This is a genomic window from Streptomyces sp. 6-11-2 (genome assembly GCF_006540305.1).
In the GTDB taxonomy this organism is placed as follows: Bacteria; Actinomycetota; Actinomycetes; order Streptomycetales; family Streptomycetaceae; genus Streptomyces.
Genome location: NZ_BJOR01000001.1, coordinates 355,105 through 377,476, shown reverse-complemented (window position 1 = coordinate 377,476; position 22,372 = coordinate 355,105). Strand labels below are relative to the sequence as shown.

Genomic DNA, 22,372 nt, shown 5'->3' with positions numbered 1-22,372 from the left:
CGGCTACGGCGGGAACTTCGGCGGGAACTTCGGCGGGAACTTTGGTGGGAACTTCGGCGAGAACTTCGTTGGCCCCGTCGGCCCCAATGGACTGGGGGGCCTCGTCGACAAGGGAGGCGAGGGCGCGGGGGTCGGCGGTCTGGGGGGCCTCGTCGACAAGGGAGGTGAGGGAGCGGCGGCGCCCGGCGTCGGAACGGGTGGCGGTTCCGGGGTCGGTCCGGGTACCGGTCTCGGCGGCGCGTCCGGCCATGGCCCGGGTGGCGTCCAGAGCATCGTTCCCTCGCCCGGCGTGATCGCCCGCGGCGGTCAGCTGGTGGTCACGATCGACGGCTGCCGCAACGGCGGGACCATGTCGTCGACCGTGTTCTCCCGGTCGACACTGCGGCCGTTCGACGGCGCCGGCGAGCGCGCGAGGGGTGTCGTGACGATCCGCGACGACGCACGTCCCGGGACGTACGACATCACGGTCGACTGCAACGGCCGGCGGCTGACCCGGCCGGAGGCCTTCACCGTCGTCGGCGGTGTCCGCGGCGGAGTGGGCGGCGGCACCATCACCGGTGCCACCCCGACCGACATGGCCATCGGCGGCGGGCTGATGGCGGCGGGTGCCGTCGGCGGCGGCGTGCTCTGGATGCGGCGCCGGTCCGACAAGCGCTCCTGACGGCTCCGTACTCCGGATCCGGCCCCGCTCTCGTGTGCGGGGCCGGATCTCCTTCTGCCGGCGGGGCCGTCGGCCTTCCTGCCGGCGGGGCCTTCGCCCCTGGGCCGCGTACACCGGAAGGCCTTCGCCCCGGACCTGGAGAGATCCGGGGCGAAGGCCTGTCCCGAGGGAGAGGGCACGGTCAGGCGGTGCCCTCCTCGCCGGTGCGCCGGCGGGAGAGGCGGTACGCCGTGCCGATCGAGCCGCCGATGAGCGCGGTGCCCAGGCCGATCTGCTTGAGATCGAAGCCGGCGACGTTCCCGCCCACGCCCGCGCGGACGCCGTGCTTGAAGTGCTCCGAACCGCCACCGCCACCGCCGCGACCGCCGAAGCTCCCCTCGTCGTCACCGCCGTAACCGGAGCGGCCGTTGCCGCCGTAGGAGCTGCCGCCCCCGCCGCCGTAGCGCTCCTCGTTACCGCCTCCGCCTCCGCCTCCGCCTCCGTAGGAACGGCTGTCGCCGCCCCCGTTGCCGTAGGTGCGGCCGTCACCGCCGCTGGCGACGGCGGCTGGCGCGCAGAAGGTGAGGGCGCCGACGCCCAGCAGTGCGGCCGATACGACACCTATTACGCGCATGGTGGGTCCTCCGGTCCCCGAGGAGCAGCAGCGGACCTTTTCCGCTTGTGCCGGGTATGCGCCTCGCTGACCAAAACGCTAGGGAGGTGTGCGTTCCGGCGCGATTGCACTCGGGCGAACGGGGCAACGGTTGGGCCGCACAGGGGATTCACACGGGGCCGTCAGTGTGTCAGATGGGGGAACAGGTCCAGGAACGGCCCGGCGGTGGCCGAGACCCCGCGGCTGTAGGGGGCGTCGAAGTCCCAGATCAGGAAGAGGAGGAAGGTGATCAGCGCGGAGAACAGCCCGGCGAGGATCAGTTCCCTTCTCGTGCGCCGGATCTGGAGCGCGAACACCATGCCGATGGTGATGACGCCCCCCGAGATCAGACCGAACCACACCACACCCGGCATCGTCGCCCCCATGGAGCCGGCGCGTGCGGTGCGGGCCTGGGCGGCGGCGGCCACCTGGTCCACCAGCGGCTGGTAGGCCTGCGCCTCGAAGTCCGACTTGGGCTGGTAGTCGGTGACGTCGGCGCGGACGCGGCCGAGCAGCTCGTCGCCCCGCTGGGTGACACGGCCGTGGTCGGCCATGGTCTTCCACTCGGTGGTCACGACGTGTCCGGCGTAGGTGTCGACGTCGGCGCGGATGCGGTCGCGCACGTCGGGCGGATAGACGCGGACGCGTTCGGAGACCTCGTGCAGTGCCTGGGCCTCCGCCTGCACGTGGTCCTGGGCGGCGACGCGCGCCTCCCAGACACCGGCGATGGCCAGCCCCAGCACGATGGCGTAGACCACGCCGATCCACATGGTCATGTACTCGATGACGTCCGGGGTCTCGGTGGGATCGTCGTCCACGGCCTTCGTGCGGTGCCGCACGAGGGTGATGACCACGACCACCGCACAGGCGGCCAGCATCGCGAGAACGAGAACAAGCCATTCCGACAACGGGTTCCTCCAGGGGGTCAGCGCGGGCGGAGCGCGGCCACGGCGGCCAGTGCGGGCACCGCGATGAGCAGGACGTAGGTGAGGGGTGAGGGGCTGCGCCGTGGTGTCGGCCGGTGCGGCTGGGTGTGGTGGCGCGGGTAGGTCACCGGCGTCACGGACGGGCGGGGACGGGGCTCGGGGGCCGGCTTCGGGGCCGGCGGTGCGGGTGGCGGGGGTGGTGCGGGCGGTGGGGGCGGTGGGGGAGTGGGCCGGGGCTGCGGGGCGGCCGGGGCCGGGCGCGGGGGTTTGGGCTCGGGCTTGGGGGTGGGCGTCGGCTTCGGCGGCGGTGCCGGCGTGGGCGGCGGAGGCGGCGTGGGCGTCGGTGTGGGTGTGGGCGTCGGTGTCGGGGTGGGACTCGGGCTGGGCGGCGGGGTCGGCCGCGGGCACGGCGGCGGAAGAGGCGGAAAGGAGGGCCAGGGGCCGCTGCCGGCCATCGCCACCGCCTCCGTGCCGTCCGGGCCCGTGGAGGCGTACGCGCAGGCGTCGGCCGCGGCCGGGGCGGCTCCGCCCACACACGTCCACGCCAGCAGTGCCGGCGCCAACACCCGCAGCACCAGGGCGGATCGTGTCGGTTCGGGTCGTTGCACGAGCAAGATCATGAGGTGTCGTGGACCGTGGCACGCCGCGGTGGACGCGGATTGCCCCGAAGGTGGGATGCCGCAGGCCGGAGGGTTTGATCGGTGGGCCGGCGCGGCGCCGCCGATGGGCACGCGCGTACGAATGGCGCGGAACGTGTCACGGGTTCCGGAAAAAAATCTCTGCCGCGATTGAACACAACCATCGGTGCCATGCGTACCCAGTGTCGTGCGGCGGCGCAGTAGGGCGCTGCAACACCCTTTTGATTATGGGGAGTTGACGATGAACACCTCCTGGCGGAGCGCCTCACTCGTGGCGGCGGCCGCGGCCGTGCTGGCGCTGACGACGGCGTGCGGTCAGGAAAGCGTCCCTTCGGCGGGCAGTCAGAACGTGGGTGCGACCGCCGCGGCCGGCGGCTTCGGCAGCGTCGGCACCGGTGCCGACACCGGCGTCGGCAACGGTTACGGCGCCGACGGTCAGCAGGGTGCCGCCAAGGCCGCCGGGGAACTCGCGGTCTCCGCCAACGCGGAGCTGGGCAAGGTGGTCACCGACAGCGCCGGGATGACCCTGTACCGCTTCGACGCGGACACGGCCCAGCCCCCCAAGTCCACCTGCGACGCCGACTGCGCCACGGCCTGGCCGCCGGTTCCCGCCGACGACGCCACGGCCGGCGCCGGTATCGACAAGGCCCTGCTCGGCGAGGTCACCCGCGCCGACGGCAGCAAGCAGCTGACCATCGCCGGGTGGCCCGCCTACCGCTACGCGAAGGACACCAAGGCCGGCGAGACCAGCGGCCAGGGCGTGAACGGCAAGTGGTTCGCGCTGGCGCCCGACGGCAAGAAGGCCTCGTTGGTGAACCTGCCGGGCCTGTCCGTGAAGAAGACCGAACTGGGCGATGTCGTCGTCGACAAGAACGGCATGACGGTCTACCGCTTCTCGAAGGACCAGGCGTGGCCGAAGTCGGTCTCCGCCTGCACCGGTTCCTGCCTGGAGAAGTGGCCGGCCGTGGCGCCCGTTGCCGTCAGCGACACCAAGGGCGTGTTGAAGAAGGGCATGATGCCCTTCACCCGGCCCGACGGCGTCAAGCAGATGACCATCAACTGCTGGCCCCTCTACACGTTTTCCGGGGACGAGGCGCCCGGGGACGTCAACGGCCAGGGCATCGGCGGCACATGGTTCGCCGTCTCCCCCGACGGGAAGGCGATCGGCGCGCCGCAGTAGGGGTCGCTTTCCCCGCTTTCCCCGCTTTCTCCACTTCCCCCGCTTTCCCCACTTCCCCAACTCTCTCCAGATCGGACCGCCCCCTCCGTACCGCACGGAGGGGGCGGTCCGCCGTGTGTGCAGATCGTGGCAATTCACCGCGATGCGGGTGCGACGAGCAGGTCGGAAGCGCAGGTGGTGACCGGGAACGGATGGTCAATTTCCGTTTCCGCTCGCCCGTTCGGCGGGCGATCAGTAGCCTCAGCTCGAACACCGGATCGCCTACGCTGTGGAGAGATGGATGGAGCGTCCCGCCTGGGCTCCGCGAAGCATCGACATCTCGATGCCGAGCGTCGCTCGAATCTACGACTTCTACTTGGGCGGTTCGCACAACTTCGAGGTCGACCGGGAAGCGGCCCGCAGGGCCATGGAGTTGATGCCGGGGCTGCCCAAGATCATGCAGGCCAACCGGGCCTTCATGCGCCGGGCCGTGGACTTCGCCCTGGCGGAGGGCATCACCCAGTTCCTGGACATCGGGTCCGGCATCCCCACCTTCGGCAACGTCCACGAGGTCGCCCAGGCCGCCCGGCCCGGCGCGCGGGTGCTGTACGTCGACCACGACCCGGTGGCCGTCAGCCACAGCAAGGCCGTTCTGGCGGGCAACGAGGACGCGGACGTGATCGCGGCCGACCTGCGCAAGCCCGGGGAAATCCTCGCGAGCCCCGAGTTGGGGCGGCTGATCGACCTGAATCGGCCAGTCGCGCTCCTTCTCGTTGCCATACTGCACTTCGTGGAGGACGCGGACGACCCCTACGGTGCGGTGGCCGAGCTGCGCGACGCGCTCGCGCCCGGCAGCCTGCTCGTCCTCACCCATGCCGCGTTCGAGGGAATCCCGCTTTCCGTGAAGCGGAGCCGGTCCCTGGTGGACGTGTACAAGGACATTCGCAACCCGCTGATCATGCGTTCGCGCGAGGAGATCGCGCGGTTCTTCGAGGGGTACGACATGGTGGAACCCGGGCTGGTGCCGATGCCGAACTGGCGGCCGCGTACGGCGCCGGAGGACGAGGACCCGTATGCCTTCTCCGGTTTCGCGGGCGTGGGGCGTACGGCGTGATCGCGGGACCGGACGGGCCGGAGGGCAGACTTCGCCGGTTGACGACGATCTGGAGCCGGGCCGTCTTCCCGGTGACCTCGACGTCGCTGACCCGCCCGGAGTTCGAGGAGCAACTCCTGCCGCTCGCCCGCCGGTTGAGCACGGCGCTACGGGACCGGGCCTTCGCCGCGGAGGAGGGCGAGGCAGTCGGCGCGGCCCTGGTCGACGCACACTGCACCGCGCCCGAGGCGCTCAGCCGCTCGCTGGACTGCCTCGACGCCTATCTCGTGCTGTACTGCGGCGAGGACGGCGACCAGGAGGACCTGCGCGCCCGCTCCGCGCGGTTGCAGCACTCGATGGCGGCAGGGTTCGCGCGGGCGCTGCGCGAACGCACACTGGCCGAGCAGGAGGCGATAGCCCAGGCGGCGCTGCGCGCCCAGGGCGTGGTCGCCCAGGCCCTGCACGCCAGCGAGGCCCGCTTCCGCGCCGTGTTCGAAGGCGCGGCGATCGGCATCGCCATCGCCGACCTGGAGGGCAACGTCCTCCAGGTCAACAGCGCGCTGCTGCGCATGTTCGGCGGCTCCGAGCAGACCGTGCGCGGCCGCAACGTACAAGAGTGGACCCACGCCGACGACGCCCCGCAGATGTGGCGGCTGTACGAGGAACTGGTGCGCGGCGAGCGCGAGCACTACCACGTGGAGAAGGCCTTCTACCGGCCGGACGGAACGGTTCTGTGGACCAACCTGACCGTCTCCCTGCTCCGCGACGCGGACGGCTACCCGCAGTACCAGCTCGCCCTCATGGAGGACACCACCGAGCGGCGGCTGCTCAATCTGAGACTGCGGTACGAGGCCACCCACGACGCGCTCACCGGCCTGCCCAACCGCACCCTGTTCTTCGAACGCCTGGAGAAGGCGCTGAACGCGGGCGAGGACCAGCGCTTCGGCCTGTGCTACCTCGACCTGGACGGCTTCAAGACCATCAACGACAGCCTCGGCCACGCGGCCGGCGACCGGCTGCTCGTCGAGGTCGCCGACCGGCTCCAGGCCTGTGCGACCGCGCCCGGCGAGATGGTCGCCCGGCTCGGCGGTGACGAGTTCGTCGCGCTGACCACCGGCCCCGGCACCCGGCGCGAGGTCGACGAGCTCGCCGCCCGGATCATGAACGCGCTGGTCGCCCCGGTCCGCATCGACGGCCGGGAACTGGCCGTACGCGGCAGCATCGGCATCGTCGAGGGACCGGCGGGCGAGCGCAGCGCGGCCGAGGTGCTGCGCAGCGCGGACATCACCATGTACCGGGCCAAGTCGGCCGGCGGCAACCGCTTCGAGCTCGCCGATCCGGAGGCCGACGCCCGCGCCATCACCCGGCATGGACTGACCACGGCGCTGCCGGCCGCGCTGGACCGGGGCGAGTTCTTCATCGAGTACCAGCCCCTGGTGCACCTCGGTGACGGCAGCGTGCGCGGTGCCGAGGCGCTGGTGCGCTGGCTGCATCCGCAGCACGGCGTCCTCGGCCCCGACCGGTTCATCCCGCTCGCCGAGCACACCGGGCTGATCGTCCCGCTGGGCCGTTGGGTCATGGAGCAGTCGGTGCGCCAGGCCCGCCGGTGGCGGGAGACGCACCGGGACGGCGCCGAGGGACCGCTGCGCATCAACGTCAACCTCTCGCCGTGCCAGCTCACCCACCCCGGGCTCGTCCAGGACACCGTCGACATCCTGGAGCGCGCGGGCGTGCAGCCGGACGCGCTGTGCCTGGAGGTCACCGAGTCGGCGCTCATCGGCGCCGACGACGACCTGCTCAAGCCGCTGCGCCGGCTGGCCGAGATGGGCGTCGACATCGCCCTGGACGACTTCGGCACCGGCTACTCCAACCTGGCCAACCTGCGCCGGCTGCCGGTGAGCGTGCTCAAGCTGGACCGTTCCTTCACCCAGGGCATGCAGCAGTTCCCGGCCGACCCCGTCGACCTGAAGATCGTCGAGGGCATCGTCGCGCTCGCCCACAGCCTGGACCTCGCGGTCACCGTGGAGGGCGTGGAGACGGGCGCCCAGGCCGAGCAACTGCGCGTCCTGGGCTGCGACACCGCCCAGGGCTGGTACTACGCCCGCCCGGGCCCACCGGACCGCTTGCACGACCTGGCCCTGGCAGACGCGACAACGTAACCGGCAACGCCCGGCGGCTCCGAGGGGCGCGGGGGACTGCGCGCCCGGCGATGACGGACCCATGGGGCGAGCACGTTCTTCGGGCCTCGAAGGGGCGCCCAGGGGCGTGGGGAACCGCGCGCCCGGCGATGACGGACCCATGGGGAGCACGTTCTTCGGGCCCCGAAGGGGCGCCAGGGGCGCGGAGAACTGCGCGCCCAGCGACAACGGACCCGCGGCCGAACACGGTTCTCGGCCCCGGGACATGGCCCGACACGGGCGAGGGCCTGCCGACACCCCGTCGGCAGGCCCTCAGCCGCGTCACTCAAACCCGCCGCACCGCCGCCACGTCGCCCGGCGCGGCCTCCGCCTCCGACCGCTCCTCGCTGAAGCTCATCACCGGAGGCTTCCGCCGGAACGCGCGGGTCAGGAACAGCAGGTACAGGAACCCGGCCAGCATCCAGCAGAGCCCCACCTCGAAGGTGATGCCCTCCAGGCTGGTCCACAGCCAGACGGTCAGCGCGAATCCGACGATCGGCAGCAGCCCGTAGGAGAGCAGGTCGCGACCGCTCCGGCGGCCCTGGTCGATCAGATAGTGCTTGACCACGCTCAGGTTGACCATCGAGAAGGCGATCAGGGCACCGAAGTTGATCATCACCACGGCGTTGTCGAGGCTGATGAACAGGGCGACCAGCGAGACCGCGGACGTCAGGCCGGTCGCGATCACCGGGGTGCGGAAGCGGGGATGCAGATAGCCGAACACCCGCTTGGGCAGCACCCCGTCGCGTCCCATCGAGTACAGGATCCGGGACACGCTCGCCTGCGTGGTGACCCCGGAGCCGAAGGCGCCCGCGACATAGACGGCCACGAAGAACGAGGTGAAGGCCGAACCGCCCAGCGTTCGCATGATGTCCAGGCCCGCGCTGTCGGGGTCGCTGAACGTGGCGCCCGGGTGCACCAGCGCGCCCATCCAGGACACCACGATGAACAGGACGCCGCCGATGGCCGTGGTCAGCACGATGGCGCGGGGGATGGTGCGCCGCGGGTCCTTGGCCTCCTCCGACATGGTGGAGACCGCGTCGAACCCGAGGAAGCTCAGCGCCAGGATCGCGGCCCCGGAGAACGCCGCCGAGGTCCCGGAGCCGCCCGGCAGGAACGAGGCGAACGGCTTGGAGGCGCCGTGGCCGAGCGTGTGGTGGACGGACAGGGCGACGAAGAGCACCACGAGTACCCCGGCCAGGCCCACCACCAGGATGCTGAGCCGGCTGATGGAGTCCACGCCGAGCACGTTGACGAAAAGCGCGAGCAGCAGCGCGGCGAGCACGAACACCCGTGCGGGAACCGACGGGAACTGGCTGTGCAGATAGATGCCGATCAGCAGGAAGTTGATCATCGGCAGGAAGAGGTAGTCCAGCAGCAGCGTCCAGCCGACCATGAAGCCGACATGCCCGCCGAAGGACTGCTGGGTGTAGGTGTACGCCGACCCCGCCGTGGGGAACGCCCGCACCATCCGCCCGTAGCTGACGGCAGTGAAGAGCATCACCACGAGGGCGATCACATAGGCGGCCGGCAGATGGCCGTGGGTGACGCCGGTGACCGCCCCGTAGGTGGTGAACACGGTCACCGGGGCGAGATAGGTGAGCCCGAAGAGGGTGAGCCCCGGCAGCCCCAGGACTCGCCTGAGTCCTTTTTCCGCGGGGATGTCTGTATCCGTCATGAAGCGTTCCTTCCGCAGAAGAATGAGGCATCGCCGGGTGATCCGGCAAGGGCGTCGGCTGGGGCGGGGCGTGCGGCGGCGCCCCGCCGTGGGGTCACCCCTGGGTGCCGTGGGTGCGCTCGCCCGCCAGCCAGGTGCCGAGCACGGTGATGGCGGGCACGTCGTGCGGATCGAGGTCGCGGGGGTCCCGGTCGAGCCAGACCAGGTCGGCGACCCGTCCCGGGGCCAGGACACCCCGGTCGTCGGCCATCGCCTGATGGGCGACGCCGGCCGTGTAGCAGGACATCGAGGTCTCGATGTCGATCCGTTCCCCCGGCAGCCATCCGCCCTCGGGGAGGCGCTCCGGCGTCTGCCGGGTCACCGGGACCGGAAGGCCCGTCAGCGGCCGGTGGTCGGTGACCGGCCAGTCGCTCCCGAACGAGACCCGGGCTCCGCTGCGCAGCAGCGAGCCCAGCGGGTACTGCTGCCGGGACCGGACCTCGCCCAGACGGGGCATGGTCAAGTCGGTCATCGCGGGGTCGGGCTGAAGCCACAGGGGCTCGATGTTGGCGATCACGCCCAGTTCGGCGAAGCGGGGCAGGTCCTCGGGGTCGACCATCTGCACATGGGCGATCACCGGACGGCGGTCCCGGGGGCCGCGCACCTCGGTGAGGTGGGCGAGGGCGTCCAGGGCGGTGCGGATGCCGGCGTCGCCGATCGCGTGCAGATGCGGCTGGAGCCCCAGCCGGTCGATCTCCACCAGCGCCTCGCGCAGCTCGGCGGCGGCCCAGACCGGCATGCCCCGGGTGCAGGGGTCGTCGGCGTACGGTTCGAGCAGCGCCGCGGTGCGGTTCTCGATGATGCCGTCGACGAAGAACTTGACGGTCCGCACGGTCAGCCGGTCGAGCCCCTCCGCGTGGATCCGGTCGTGGTCGGCCGCGAACTCGGCCAGCTGCTCGCGCCACCGCGACGGGTCGGCGCGCAGGGCGAGGTTCACCCGCGTGGCCAGGACGCCCTGCCGGGCCGCCGTCAGATAGGCGTCGACGGCCTCGTGGTCCACCCAGGCGTCCTGGATCCAGGTGACTCCGGCCGCGGCGTAGGTGCGGGTGGCGTGGGTCAGGGCCCGTACACGTTCGTCCAGGGTGCGCTCGGGTGCGGCGCCGAGGACCGCGTCGACCGCGTCCCACTCGACCATGGTGCCCATCAGGCTGCCGTCGGCACGGCGTACGAACCGGCCGCGCTCGCTGTCCTTGGCGGAGCCGTCGAGGCCGGCCCGGCGCATGGCCTCGGTGTTGCACCACAGCGTGTGGTAGTCCCAGGCCCGCAGGGCGACCGGGCGGTCGGGCACGACGGCGTCGAGCCAGCGGGCGTCGAAGAGGCCGTCGGGGGCGAGCGTGGAGTCGTAGCTGCCGCCGAGGATCCAGTCCGCCTCCGGGTGCTCGGCGGCGTACCGGCCGACCTCCGCGACCAGCTCGTCCACGCTGGTACAGGGTCTGATCCGTGGCCCCAGTGCTTCGAATCCGCCCTGGTCGGGGTGGCAGTGACCGTCTCCGAACGCGGGCATGAGTAGACCTCCGTCGAGGTCCAGCAGCTCGTCGGCGGCGCCGGCGAGCGCCTCGGCCTCGGCGCCGACGGCCTCGACGCGGCCGTCCCGAACGGCCAGCGCGGTCGGCGGCTGCCCGGCCCCGGGCGGTACGGGCAGACCGGTCCACACGGTGCCGTTGCGGAAGACGGTGAGGGGCATACGTACTCCCAAAGCGAACGCCATTCGTTTTAGTGGACGCAGGTTAGACTCACGCGACGACGCTTGGGAAGAGGGGCGGGGACACCGGATGAGCGCCGGGACGCGAAGGACGGGACGGCCGAGCACGCCCGTACTCGATCGCGAGGTGATCGTGCGCGGCGCGCTGGAACTGATCGACGAGGTCGGCGCCGAGGGGTTCTCCATCGCGCTGCTGGCCCGGCGGCTCCGGGTCCGGCCCTCGTCGTTCTACAACCACGTCAAGGGCAAGGACGACATCCTCGCCGGAGTGCGCGAGCTGGTGGCCGACCCGATCGACGCGAAGGTCTTCGACAGCCTGCCCTGGGACGAGGCCCTGGTCGGCTGGGCCCGGCTCTACCGGGCGGCGTTCGCGGCGCATCCGCAGACCATCTCGCTGCTGGCCACCATCCCGGTGTCCGGTGCGCACCGCACCCTGCGGATGTACGAGTCGGTGGTCTCCGGTCTTGAGCGCGGCGGATGGCCGACCGCTTCGGTCATCCCCGTCATGGTCGGCGTGGAGTCGTTCGTCCTCGGTTCGGCGCTGGACCTGGTGGCACCGGCCGCGATGTTCGACCCCGGGCCGGACTCGCCCCAGGTGCCCAGGTTCACCGCCGCGGTGCACGCCCGGGACGAGGCCTCCGCCGCGCAAGGGCGGTCCGCCGCGGACCTGGCCTTCGAGGTCGCCCTCGCGGCACTGGTCGACGGGCTGCGCGCTCGGCTGGCCGCGGAAATCGCCTCTGGCGCACCTTAGTTGACATTGAATCAGACTGACGTGTCGTCAAACTGACGGAGGAGCAAGTGCGCATCCGGAAGAGCGGATTACGCTCAACGGTCACCGCTCCAGCAGCATCCGCTGAAGTTCCCTCGCCGCCCTCGGCGGAGCCACGTCGCTGCGGTGGGCCAGCGCGATCGTGCGATGCAGTCCGGGGCGGGCCAGCGGGGTGACCCGCAGGCCGCGGCCGGCGCGCGTGGCGACCATGCGCGGGACAACGGCCACCCCGAGCCCCGCCCGTACGAAACCCAGCACCGCGTCCATCTCGCCGCCCTCGACGGCGAGGTCCGGCTCGAAGCCCTCGGCGCGGCACGCGGCGACCGTCAGCTCCCGCAGGTCGTAGCCGTGCCGGAACATCACCAGACGCTCGCCCTCCAGATCCGCGACGGCGACCGAGCGCCGCCCCGGGCCACCGGGCGCCGGCGCCTCCGGCGAGGAGACCACCACCAGGTCCTCACGCAGCAACTCCACCGTGGTCAGGGCGGGGGAGGGAGTCGGCAGTGGCAGCACGACCAGCGCCAGGTCCAGGGCGCCGCGGGCCAGCTCCCGCACCAGGTCGTGGGAACCCCCCTCCTCGACCAGCAGCCGGACACCCGGGTAGCGGTCGTGGAAGGCGCGCAGCACGTCCGGCAGCAGGCCGGTGCACAGGCTCGGGGTGGCGCCTAGCCGCACCCGGCCCCGGCGCAGCTGCACCAGTTCCTGCACCTCGTGCCGCGCCGTGTCGGCGTCGGCGAGGATGCGCCGGGCCAGCGGCAGCAGCGCCTCACCGGCGTCGGTGAGCGTGATGTTGCCCCGGGCCCGCAGGAACAGATCCGCTCCCAACTCCCGCTCCAGCGCCTTGATCTGCTGTGACAGCGACGGCTGGGCGACATGCACCAGATCGGCCGCCCGGGTGAAGTGCCGGGTCTCGGCGACCGCCACGAAGTACTGGAGCTGCTGGAACTGCACGAGACGAGCATAGCCAATCCCTATCGAAACGAGCTGGACCATGTCTTGGACCGATGGGGTCCTTCGGCCCTAGCGTGCTGAGACATGGCACTGGCAACGCGGACGGACCGACGGCCGTCCATGGCACGCACCGTGTGGGGCTCGACCGTCGGCAAGAAGACCGTGATGGCGGTCAGCGGGCTGATCATGCTGCTGTACCTGGTCGTCCACATGATCGGAAACCTGAAGATCTACTTCGGGGCGGCCGAGTTCAACCACTACGCCCACTGGCTGCGCACGCTCGGCGAGCCGTTCATGCACTACGAGTGGACGCTCTGGCTGGTCCGCGTGGTGCTCGTGGCCGCCGTCGTCGCCCACGCCGTCTCCGCCTACCAGCTCAGCCGCCGCGACATCAAGGCGCGGCCCAGCAAGTACGTGCACGCCAGGCCCCGGGCCAGTTACGCCACCCGCACCATGCGCTGGGGCGGGATCATCCTCGGCCTGTTCATCGTCTGGCACATCCTCGACCTGACCACCGGCACCGTGCACTCCGGTGGGTTCCAGCCGGGCCACCCGTACCAGAACGTCGTGGACACCTTCTCCACCTGGTACGGCAACGTCATCTACATCGTCGCCATGCTGGCGCTCGGCCTGCACATCCGGCACGGATTCTGGAGCGCCGCCCAGACCCTCGGCGTCGGCAGCCGCACCCGCGACCGTGCCCTGAAGACCGCCGCCAACGTTCTCGCACTGCTGCTCACGGCCGGCTTCATCGCCGTCCCGGTGGGCGTCATGACCGGAGTGGTGAGCTGACATGACCTCCTACGCCGACTACGCGACCGGTGCGCCGGTCGCCGACACCAAGGCCCCGTCCGGCCCGATCAACGAGCGCTGGGACACGCGCCGCTTCGAGGCCAAGCTGGTCAACCCCGCCAACCGGCGCAAGCACACGGTCATCGTGGTCGGCACCGGCCTCGCGGGCGGCTCGGCCGGCGCCACCCTGGCCGAACAGGGCTACCACGTCGTCCAGTTCTGCTACCAGGACTCCCCGCGCCGCGCCCATTCCATCGCCGCGCAGGGCGGTATCAACGCGGCGAAGAACTACCGCAACGACGGCGACTCCATCCACCGGCTGTTCTACGACACCGTCAAGGGCGGCGACTTCCGCGCCCGCGAGTCCAACGTGCACCGCCTCGCGCAGATCTCGGTGGAGATCATCGACCAGTGCGTGGCCCAGGGCGTGCCGTTCGCCCGCGAGTACGGCGGCCTGCTCGACACCCGCTCCTTCGGCGGTGTCCAGGTCTCCCGCACCTTCTACGCCCGCGGCCAGACGGGCCAGCAGCTCCTGCTCGGCGCCTACCAGGCGCTGTCCCGGCAGATCGCCGCCGGCAACGTCGAGATGCACCCGCGCACCGAGATGCTCGACCTGATCGTCGTCGACGGCCGGGCCCGCGGCATCGTCGCCCGCGACCTGATCACCGGGAAGATCGACACCTACTTCGCGGACGCGGTCGTCCTGGCCAGCGGCGGCTACGGCAACGTCTTCTACCTGTCGACGAACGCCATGAACTCCAACGCCACCGCGATCTGGCGGGCGCACCGGCGCGGCGCGTACTTCGCCAACCCCTGCTTCACCCAGATCCACCCCACCTGCATCCCGCGCACCGGTGACCACCAGTCCAAGCTCACCCTGATGAGCGAGTCGCTGCGCAACGACGGCCGCATCTGGGTCCCGAAGGCCAAGGGCGACAACCGCCCGCCGAACGAGATCCCGGAGAGCGAGCGCGACTACTACCTGGAGCGCATCTACCCCTCCTTCGGCAACCTCGTCCCGCGTGACATCGCCTCCCGCGCCGCGAAGAACGTCTGCGACGAGGGCCGCGGTGTCGGCCCCGGCGGCCAGGGCGTCTACCTGGACTTCGCCGACGCGATCCGGCGGATGGGCCGGAAGAAGGTCGAGGAGAAGTACGGCAACCTCTTCGACATGTACGAGCGGATCACCGCGGAGAACCCGTACGAGGTGCCGATGCGGATCTACCCCGCCGTGCACTACACGATGGGCGGCCTGTGGGTCGACTACGACCTCCAGACCACCGTCCCCGGCCTGTTCGCGGTCGGCGAGGCCAACTTCTCCGACCACGGCGCCAACCGCCTCGGCGCCTCCGCCCTGATGCAGGGCCTGGCCGACGGCTACTTCGTCCTCCCGGCCACGATCAACGACTACCTGGCCCGCAACCCGCACCAGGAGGCCGTCACCGAGGACCACCCCGCCGTCCAGGAGGCCGTCGCCGAGACCGAGGACCGCCTCAACCTGCTGCTGGCCGTCGACGGCGACCGCACCCCCGACTCCTTCCACCGCGAAGTCGGCGAACTGATGTGGGAGTTCTGCGGCATGGCCCGCACCGAGGCGGGCCTGCGCAAGGCACTGGACCGCATCCCGCAGATCCGCGAGGAGTTCTGGCGGCGCATCAAGGTTCCCGGCACCGGCGAGGATTTCAACCAGTCCCTGGAGAAGGCCAACCGCGTCGTCGACTACCTGGAGCTCGCCGAGCTCATGTGCCTCGACGCGCTGCACCGCGCCGAGTCCTGCGGCGGCCACTTCCGCGAGGAGTCCCAGACCCCCGACGGTGAGGCGGCCCGCAGGGACGAGCAGTTCGCCTACGCGGCGGCCTGGGAGTTCACGGGCACGGGCGAGGCGCCCACCCTGCACAAGGAAGACCTGGTCTTCGAGTACGTCCACCCCACCCAGCGGAGCTACGCATGAGGCTCACCCTGCGCGTCTGGCGGCAGAAGAACGCCGACGCCGACGGCGCCATGTCCACCTACGAGGTGGACGACATCTCGCCCGACATGTCCTTCCTGGAGATGCTGGACGTCCTCAACGAACGGCTCATCCTCTCCGGCGAGGACCCGGTCGCCTTCGACCACGACTGCCGCGAGGGCATCTGCGGCGCGTGCAGCCTGGTCATCAACGGCGACGCGCACGGCCCCGAGCGCACCACCACCTGCCAGCTGCACATGCGGTCCTTCGAGGACGGCGACACGATCGACATCGAGCCGTGGCGCGCCGCCGCCTTCCCGGTGGTGAAGGACCTGGTGGTCGACCGCTCGGCCTTCGACCGGATCATCCAGGCCGGCGGCTACATCAGCGCCCCCACCGGCTCCGCGCCCGAGGCCCACGCCACCCCCGTACCGAAGCCGGACGCCGACTTCGCCTTCGAGCACGCCGAGTGCATCGGCTGCGGCGCCTGCGTCGCCGCCTGCCCCAACGGCGCGGCGATGCTGTTCACCTCCGCCAAGATCAACCACCTCAACGTGCTGCCCCAGGGCGCCCCCGAGCGCGAGACGCGCGTCCTGGACATGGTGGCCCGGATGGACGAGGAGGGCTTCGGCGGCTGCACCCTGACCGGGGAGTGCGCCACCGCCTGCCCCAAGGGCATCCCCCTCGTGTCGATCACCAGCATGAACAAGGAGTGGCTGCGCGCGACCCGCAAGGCGTCCAAGCGGTAGCCCATCAGGGAACGTTCGCCGAGGGGGCGGACGGGCGGGGCCGGGAGTGGTGCTCATCCCCGGCCCCGCCTCGGTTTTCTCCACGAGGACCCGGCCGCGGGCGGGCCGCCCGGTCCCCGAACGGGTCCTCGACGCTGAGGGGAGCGTCAGGTGGCCCGGCCGGACGGGGCGCCGCCCGCGCCGTTCAACATCCCCACATCCGTTCTCCCGGCACAGGTCACGCGGACGCCAACCGGCATCGGAAGAACAGGGACGACGGACCGCACCGCCGGTCCGCCGTCCCTCTTCCGCACCGGGTCCACGACCAGGAGAGAACATGACCGGCGTCTCCACGCTCGAAAGCCCCCCGCAGCCCGCGCCGCCCACCCGCTACACCGTCGCCCTCGCCCGTGACGAGGCGGACGTGCGGGCCGCACAGCGGTTGCGGTACGACGTCTTCGCCGGGGAGATGGGCGCCCTGCTGTCCACCCCGCAGCCGGGGTACGACGTCGACCCCTTCGACGCCTACTGCGACCACCTGCTCGTGCGCGACACGACGACCGGACAGGTCGTCGGCACCTACCGGCTCCTGCCGCCGGAGCGGGCCGCGATCGCCGGACGGCTGTACGCGGAGGGCGAGTTCGACATCACCGCGCTGGCCCCGATCCGTCCCGGGCTGGTGGAGGTGGGCCGCTCCTGCGTGCACCCCGACCACCGCGACGGCGCGGTGATCGGGCTGATCTGGGCCGGGCTGGCCCGCTACATGGTGGATCGCGGCCACGAGTGGCTGGCGGGCTGCTGCTCGGTACCGCTGGCCGATGGCGGCGCCCTCGCCTCCGCCACCTGGGAGCGGGTGCGCGAGAAGAACCTGGCACCGGAGGAGCACCGGGTGCGCCCCCTGCTGCCGTGGATCCCGCGGGCCGACCTCCCGGCCGCGCCCCGCACCGAATTGCCCGCCCTCCTGCGCGGCTACCTCCGGCTCGGCGCCCAGGTCTGCGGAGCGCCCGCGCACGACCCCGACTTCGGGGTCGCGGACTTCTACGTCCTGCTGTCGATGCGCCGGGTCAGCCCGCGCTACCTGCGGCACTTCCTCTCCCTCGTACCAGCCTGATGAGCCTCTGGCTGCCCAGCGCGCCCTGCACTCCGAGGGCGTGCGTGGAGACGACGGGGTCCACGGGGGCCGCCGTGCCGCGCGCCGTGCTGCGGCTCACGCTGGTCACGGCCCTCGTACTCGCCGGGGTCGTGCTGTCGCCGCTCGGTGCGCGGATCCCCGCCGGCTGGGTCCGGCGCTGGTGCCGGGCGGTCGTCAGGGCCTCGGGGGTCCGGGTCCGCATCACCGGCACCGCCCCGCCCACCGGCGGCCTCCTGCTGGTCGCCAACCACATCTCCTGGCTGGACATCCCGCTGCTGGCCGCCGTCCGCCCGGCCCGGATGCTCGCCAAGACGGAGATCCGCCGCTGGCCGGTGGCCGGCGCGCTCGCCGCGCGCGGCGGCGCCCTGTTCATCGAACGGGACCGGCTGCGCGCCCTGCCCGAGACGGTGGCGCACATCGCCGGGGAGCTGCGCGCCGGCGCCGCGGTCGCCGCCTTCCCCGAGGGCAGCACCTGGTGCGGCCGTGCCCAGGGCGCCTTCCACCGGGCCGTCTTCCAGGCCGCCCTCGACGCCGGGGTGCCCGTCCAGCCGGTCCGCATCCGCTATCTGGGGCACGCCGGGGGAGGGGCCAGCACGGCCACGGCCTTCGTCGGCGACGACTCCCTGCTCGCGTCCCTGTGGCGGGTGGCGACCGCACGCGACCTGGTCGCCGAGGTCGATGTGTGCCCCGTGCTCCCTCCGGGTGCCTGTCCGGACCGGCGGACGCTGGCCCGCGCGGCCCGCCAGGACCTCCCCGACGGCCGCGACCACGGCACCGACCCGCACTCGACCGCAACTTGCGGCCACGACTCTGCGGGTCACGACTCTGCGGGTCACGCTCTCGTGGGTCGGGTCTCTGGCGGGGATGCTGTCGCGGGTCACGTCCCTGCGGGTCGGACCTCTGCTGACGATGCTGTCGCGGGTCACGAGCTCGCGGGTCACGACGCCGCGGGTCGGGCCTCTGCTGGGGATGCTCTGGTGGGTCGGGTCTCCGCCGGGGGCGCTCTCGTGGGTCACATCCCGGCCGGGGACGCTCTCGCGGGTCACACCCCCGCCGGGGACGCCCTCGCGGGGGCGCGGCTTCGCGGGGCGCGGTTCTGCCGGTCGTGCCCCCCGCCGGGGCGGCCATCCGGCCGCCCCGGCCCCGCGTGCCGGCTCAGACGCGGCGCACGGTGTGCAGGGACTCGGCGTAGAGGCCCGTGCCGTCGAGCAGTGAGGCGCCGGCCAGGTCGGCCATGGTGGGCCCGTTGACCGTCTTGCGGCTGGACAGGAAGCGCCGCTTGCCGGCCGCGTCCCGTCCGAGGTAGATCCCCACATGGTCGACCGTGGCGGTCCGCAGGTCCCCGTCGTCCCCCGAGTCGGCGTTGAACAGCACGAGGTCACCGGGCTGGAGCAGGTTCGCGGCCGGCGGGCGGACGCCGTCGGTCCGGTCGATCAGCACACCGGGCGTGTGGTCGGCCATGTCGCGGGACTGGCGCGGTATCCGGGTCCCGGACGTGTCCGCCTTCGCGGCCATGGGCACGCCCATGTGGTAGCCGTAGACCATGCGGGTGTACCCCGAGCAGTCGAGATTCCCGACCTGCTTGCTCGACGGCCCGGTGTAGGCGCCGTCGGGGAAGGTCCAGCCGACGTCCATGTACTCGTGGAAGTCGGCGCCCACCATGCGGTACCCCTGCGCGTTCAGATAGCCGTAACCGGCCTCGCCCAGGACCTGCTTGCCCTGTGCCGGTCCGTCCCCGGCGGTGACCGCGGGGGCGCCCGGAAGGAACATCGCGGTGTAGGAGAGCACGTCCGGCACGGTGGAGCCGGCCCAGCCGCGGATCGTCCGCTCCCACTCGGCCGTCCAGGTGCCGTCGAAGGGTTCGGGCAGCACCCGCACCCAGTCGCCGTGGGTGACGCTCGGCGGGGTGTGCCAGTTGGCGGCGCTCACCTCGAAGCGGCTCGCCTTCAGAGTGACCGGCAGGTTGGTGCAGCCGGTGTTGGCCAGGGCGCGCAGCCCCACCCGGCCCTTGCCGAAGGCCGAGTCGTCGACGTCGAAGGCCCACGTGGACGGCTCGGCGGTGGCGGAACGCCATGCCTTCGCCCGGATCCGGGAGCCCTCGCGGCGCACCCGGATCGTCCAGTCCGTGTTCGCCGGATTGCCCGTCGCCAGCGTGACGGCCGGGGCCAGCTGGGTGACGGCGTCGTCGACCTCCTTCTCGACGCGGAACTCGACCGCCCCCGTGGTCAGGAAGGACAGCCGGGCCCGGTAGTTGTTGTGGGTGCTCTGGTAGCCGAAGGTCAGCCCGTACGAACAGGCCTGACCGGTGGGAACCTTGTCGAAGCGGGCCACGGACCGCACGTCGAGATCGGTGACCTCGTCGTCCCGCAGACTGGCGTGCCGGCTGACACCCGTGGTGGTGAGGGCGATCAGGCCGGTGCCCGGTACGACCGAGTAGTCGTCGGGGCTGGAGGGGAGCGTGTTCCAGCTGCCGCCGCCCGGCGAGCTGCCCCAGCCCGTCAGCGTGCGCTGGAAGTCGTCCACGAAGGACCGCTTGTTCTCGGTGAACGTTCTTCGCGGGCCCGGCAGGACGACGGTCCGGGCGCCGTGGGTCAGCAGTGCGACCCGTTTCCCGTTCGAAAGGACCTCCGTGCGGGCCGGGGCCCCGGACAGCACGGAGACGGCGAGCGGCGACACCAGGGTCACCGGCGTGAAGTAGGAGGCGTCCAGCGCGGGCAGAGTCACCGAGGAACGGGCCGAGGTCAGACCCGCCGGTGCCGGGAGGGGATCGACGGGCGCGGGGGCGGCGTCGGCCCGGGCGGGAGCCGCGGCCAGGCCGGTGAGCGGGACGGAGGCCGCGGAGGCGGCGAAGGCGGCGAGCAGGCCGCGACGAGAGGTGTGGATCATGAACGTCATGATCTCCCCCGTAGCGCCACCGGACCCGCCGGACGCGTCAATTCGCCTCAGATGCAGTGGCGTTGTGCGGCCGGGACCGCCATGAAGTTCTAGACGTCCCGCCGTACGGCCCGCGCCAGATACGGAGCCGTGGCGCTCCCCGCCGCCCGCGCGACCTCAACCGGCGGTCCCGTCGCCACGATCCGGCCGCCCGCGTCGCCGCCGCCCGGGCCGAGATCGACGACCCAGTCGGCGCCGGCCACGACGGACATGTCGTGCTCGACGACGATCACGGTGTGCCCGGCGTCGACCAGGCCGTGCAACTGCCGCATGAGCACCTCGACATCGGCCGGGTGCAGTCCGGTCGTCGGCTCGTCGAGGAGGTAGAGGGTGTGGCCGCGTCGGCCGCGCTGCAGCTCGCTCGCGAGCTTGATGCGCTGGGCCTCACCGCCGGACAGTTCGGTGGCGGGCTGACCGAGTCGCAGATAGCCGAGGCCGACGTCGATGAGGGTGCCGAGACTGCGCGCCACGGCCGGGGTGTCGGCGAAGAACTCCGCCGCGCTCTCCACCGTGAGGTCCAGCACCTGGCCGATGTTCCGCCCGCGGTACGTCACTTGAAGCGTCTCGGGGTTGTAGCGGGCCCCGTCGCAGTCCGGGCACGGAGCGTATGTGCTCGGCAGGAACAGCAGCTCCACGCTGACGAATCCCTCGCCCTGGCAGGTCTCGCACCGGCCTCCCGCGACGTTGAAGGAGAACCGTCCGACCCCGTAACCGCGCGTCCGTGCCTCGTCGGTGTCCGCGAACACCTTCCGTACCACGTCGAACAGTCCCGTGTACGTGGCCAGGTTGGAGCGTGGTGTGCGCCCGATCGGCTTCTGGTCGACGCGGACCAGCCGCCCGACACCGGCCTGCTCCTCCGTGATCTCACCGATCAGCGTGGACTTCCCTGACCCCGACACCCCGGTGACCGCGGTGAACGCGCCGAGCGGGAACTCCGCCGTCACCGCGCGCAGGTTGTGCCGGGTGACCGGCCCCACCGTCAACTGCCCCCGCGCACACCGTACTTCGCGCACCGGCCCGGGGGAGCCGTCGAACAGGAACCGGCCCGTCGCCGACTCCGCGACCCCCGCCAGCTCGGCGACCGGCCCGCTGTGCAGCACCCGCCCGCCGTGTTCCCCCGCCCGCGGACCGACGTCGACGACCCAGTCGGCACCGCGCACCACGTCGAGGTGGTGCTCCACCACGAACACGGAGTTGCCCGCCGCCTTGAGCCGTTGCAGAACCGTGAGCAGGGCCTCGGTGTCCGCCGGGTGCAGCCCCGCCGACGGCTCGTCGAGCACGTACACCACCCCGAACAGCCCCGACCGCAGTTGCGTGGCGAGGCGCAGCCGCTGCAACTCGCCCGCCGACAGCGTGGGCGCCGCCCGGTCGAGGCTGAGATAGCCCAGACCCAGTTCGACGACGGGCGCGATACGGGACTTCAGGTCCTCGGTGAGCACCCGCGCGGCCTCGGAGGTGCCGCGCAGGTGCTGCGCGAGTTCGGTCAGCGGCAGCGCGGCCAGTTCGGCGATGGTGCGCCCCGCGAAGGTCACGGCCAGCGCCTCGGGCCGCAGTCTGCTGCCGCCGCAGGCCGGGCAGGGGGCGGCGGTGAGGAAACGCTCGGCCTTGGTCCGCAGGGCAGTGCTCTTCGAATCGGCGAACGTCTTCATCACATACCGCCGGGCGCTCATGTACGTGCCCTGGTAGGGCCGTTGGATCCGTTCGGCGTCCCGCACCGGGTGCACGGTCACCACCGGCTGCTCGTCCGTGAACAGGATCCACTCCCGCTCTCCGGCGGGCAGCTCACGCCACGGCCGGTCCACGTCGTACCCCAGCGCGTCGAGGATGTCCCGCAGGTTCTTGCCCTGCCAGGCACCCGGCCAGGCGGCGATCGCGCCCTCACGGATCGACAGGGAGGGGTCGGGCACCAGCAGCGCCTCCTCCGTGCGGTGCACCTGTCCGAGACCGTGGCACTGGGGGCAGGCCCCGGCCGCCGTGTTCGGCGAGAACGCGTCCGAGTCCAGCCGCTCGGCCCCCGGCGGATAGTCCCCGGCACGGGAGAACAGCATCCGCAGCGAGTTCGACAGGTTGGTGACGGTGCCCACCGAGGACCGCGACGTCGGCGCCGCCCGCCGCTGCTCCAGCGACACGGCCGGCGGCAGCCCGGAGATCTCCCCGACCTTCGGCGCCCCCACCTGGTGGATCAACCGCCGCGCGTAGGGCGCCACCGACTCGAAGTACCGCCGCTGGGCCTCCGCGTAGATCGTCCCGAACGCCAGCGACGACTTCCCCGACCCCGACACCCCCGTGAACACCACCAGTGCGTCCCGCGGAACATCCACGTCCACCCCTTGGAGGTTGTGCTCACGAGCACCACGGACGCGGACGTACGGGTCGTGCGGGCTGTGCATGGAAGGGCTCCGGACGGGGGTGCG

Annotated in this window: 17 protein-coding genes and 1 pseudogene; 10 read left to right on the top strand and 8 right to left on the bottom strand. The window is 71.9% G+C overall.

Annotated elements, in window-relative coordinates; genetic code table 11:
- The first annotated feature begins 139 nt into the window (after positions 1 to 139).
- Positions 140 to 661: a hypothetical protein gene (locus TNCT6_RS01870; protein WP_141365945.1), complete on the top strand. Its 522-nt coding sequence runs from the start codon at positions 140 to 142 to the stop codon at positions 659 to 661.
- A gap of 181 nt (positions 662 to 842) precedes the next feature.
- On the opposite strand, the gene TNCT6_RS01865 is transcribed toward TNCT6_RS01870, so the two are convergent.
- From TNCT6_RS01865 to TNCT6_RS41635, 3 genes are all read right to left on the bottom strand, one after another.
- A complete protein-coding gene (locus tag TNCT6_RS01865) occupies positions 843 to 1,274 on the bottom strand; it encodes a hypothetical protein (RefSeq protein WP_141355907.1) in 432 nt (143 codons plus the stop codon).
- A gap of 161 nt (positions 1,275 to 1,435) precedes the next feature.
- The gene (locus TNCT6_RS01860) at positions 1,436 to 2,200 is read right to left on the bottom strand and encodes a DUF4239 domain-containing protein (RefSeq protein ID WP_141355905.1); all 765 of its coding nucleotides are present in this window, start codon (positions 2,198 to 2,200) and stop codon (positions 1,436 to 1,438) included.
- Between the two features lie 17 nt (positions 2,201 to 2,217).
- Entirely contained in the window at positions 2,218 to 2,346 is a 129-nt protein-coding gene (locus TNCT6_RS41635; RefSeq protein WP_263637975.1) for a hypothetical protein, read from the bottom strand.
- A 751-nt stretch (positions 2,347 to 3,097) separates the two neighbouring features.
- Between TNCT6_RS41635 and TNCT6_RS01850 the strand changes: the two genes are divergently transcribed.
- The 3 genes from TNCT6_RS01850 to TNCT6_RS01840 all read left to right on the top strand — a co-directional run bounded on the left by TNCT6_RS01850 (position 3,098) and on the right by TNCT6_RS01840 (position 7,267).
- The gene (locus TNCT6_RS01850) at positions 3,098 to 4,036 is read left to right on the top strand and encodes an SCO0930 family lipoprotein (protein ID WP_141355901.1); all 939 of its coding nucleotides are present in this window, start codon (positions 3,098 to 3,100) and stop codon (positions 4,034 to 4,036) included.
- Positions 4,037 to 4,316: 280 nt separating this feature from the next.
- On the top strand, positions 4,317 to 5,129 hold the full coding sequence (locus TNCT6_RS01845) for an SAM-dependent methyltransferase (RefSeq protein ID WP_141355899.1): 813 nt from the start codon (positions 4,317 to 4,319) through the stop codon (positions 5,127 to 5,129).
- The gene (locus TNCT6_RS01840) at positions 5,126 to 7,267 is read left to right on the top strand and encodes a bifunctional diguanylate cyclase/phosphodiesterase (RefSeq protein WP_141355897.1); all 2,142 of its coding nucleotides are present in this window, start codon (positions 5,126 to 5,128) and stop codon (positions 7,265 to 7,267) included. The genes TNCT6_RS01845 and TNCT6_RS01840 overlap by 4 nt, the downstream gene beginning before the upstream one ends.
- 304 nt (positions 7,268 to 7,571) lie before the next feature.
- Here TNCT6_RS01840 and TNCT6_RS01835 read toward each other — a convergent pair whose 3' ends face one another.
- Both TNCT6_RS01835 and TNCT6_RS01830 read right to left on the bottom strand, forming a co-directional pair.
- A complete protein-coding gene (locus tag TNCT6_RS01835; RefSeq protein WP_141355895.1) occupies positions 7,572 to 8,963 on the bottom strand; it encodes an APC family permease in 1,392 nt (463 codons plus the stop codon).
- A gap of 94 nt (positions 8,964 to 9,057) precedes the next feature.
- The gene (locus TNCT6_RS01830) at positions 9,058 to 10,686 is read right to left on the bottom strand and encodes an amidohydrolase (protein WP_141355893.1); all 1,629 of its coding nucleotides are present in this window, start codon (positions 10,684 to 10,686) and stop codon (positions 9,058 to 9,060) included.
- A gap of 88 nt (positions 10,687 to 10,774) precedes the next feature.
- Here TNCT6_RS01830 and TNCT6_RS01825 point away from each other — a divergent pair, with 88 nt between their 5' ends.
- Complete coding sequence (locus TNCT6_RS01825; RefSeq protein ID WP_141355885.1) at positions 10,775 to 11,455, top strand: TetR/AcrR family transcriptional regulator; 681 nt, start codon at positions 10,775 to 10,777, stop codon at positions 11,453 to 11,455.
- 81 nt (positions 11,456 to 11,536) lie between these two features.
- On the opposite strand, the gene TNCT6_RS01820 is transcribed toward TNCT6_RS01825, so the two are convergent.
- Positions 11,537 to 12,424: a LysR family transcriptional regulator gene (locus TNCT6_RS01820; RefSeq protein WP_141355883.1), complete on the bottom strand. Its 888-nt coding sequence runs from the start codon at positions 12,422 to 12,424 to the stop codon at positions 11,537 to 11,539.
- A 120-nt stretch (positions 12,425 to 12,544) separates the two neighbouring features.
- Between TNCT6_RS01820 and TNCT6_RS01815 the strand changes: the two genes are divergently transcribed.
- The 5 genes and pseudogenes from TNCT6_RS01815 to TNCT6_RS01795 form a co-directional block, all read left to right on the top strand.
- Complete coding sequence (locus TNCT6_RS01815) at positions 12,545 to 13,216, top strand: succinate dehydrogenase (RefSeq protein WP_141355881.1); 672 nt, start codon at positions 12,545 to 12,547, stop codon at positions 13,214 to 13,216.
- Position 13,217: 1 nt separating this feature from the next.
- On the top strand, positions 13,218 to 15,167 hold the full coding sequence (locus tag TNCT6_RS01810; protein WP_141355879.1) for a fumarate reductase/succinate dehydrogenase flavoprotein subunit: 1,950 nt from the start codon (positions 13,218 to 13,220) through the stop codon (positions 15,165 to 15,167).
- Positions 15,164 to 15,913: a succinate dehydrogenase/fumarate reductase iron-sulfur subunit gene (locus TNCT6_RS01805; protein ID WP_141355877.1), complete on the top strand. Its 750-nt coding sequence runs from the start codon at positions 15,164 to 15,166 to the stop codon at positions 15,911 to 15,913. Before TNCT6_RS01810 ends, TNCT6_RS01805 begins: the two co-directional genes overlap by 4 nt.
- Positions 15,914 to 16,229: 316 nt before the next feature.
- Positions 16,230 to 17,003 (top strand): GNAT family N-acetyltransferase, encoded by a 774-nt coding sequence (locus tag TNCT6_RS01800; RefSeq protein ID WP_141355875.1) that lies wholly within the window; start codon positions 16,230 to 16,232, stop codon positions 17,001 to 17,003.
- Positions 17,003 to 17,797: pseudogene (locus TNCT6_RS01795) on the top strand (lysophospholipid acyltransferase family protein); the annotation flags it as partial. The gene TNCT6_RS01800 and the pseudogene TNCT6_RS01795, both read left to right, overlap by 1 nt.
- A gap of 382 nt (positions 17,798 to 18,179) precedes the next feature.
- Here the strand turns inward: TNCT6_RS01795 and TNCT6_RS01790 are convergent.
- A complete protein-coding gene (locus tag TNCT6_RS01790; protein ID WP_141355873.1) occupies positions 18,180 to 19,910 on the bottom strand; it encodes an NlpC/P60 family protein in 1,731 nt (576 codons plus the stop codon).
- A gap of 98 nt (positions 19,911 to 20,008) precedes the next feature.
- Positions 20,009 to 22,348, bottom strand: a complete 2,340-nt coding sequence (locus tag TNCT6_RS01785) for an excinuclease ABC subunit UvrA (RefSeq protein WP_141355871.1) — start codon at positions 22,346 to 22,348, stop codon at positions 20,009 to 20,011.
- Positions 22,349 to 22,372: the final 24 nt, after the last annotated feature.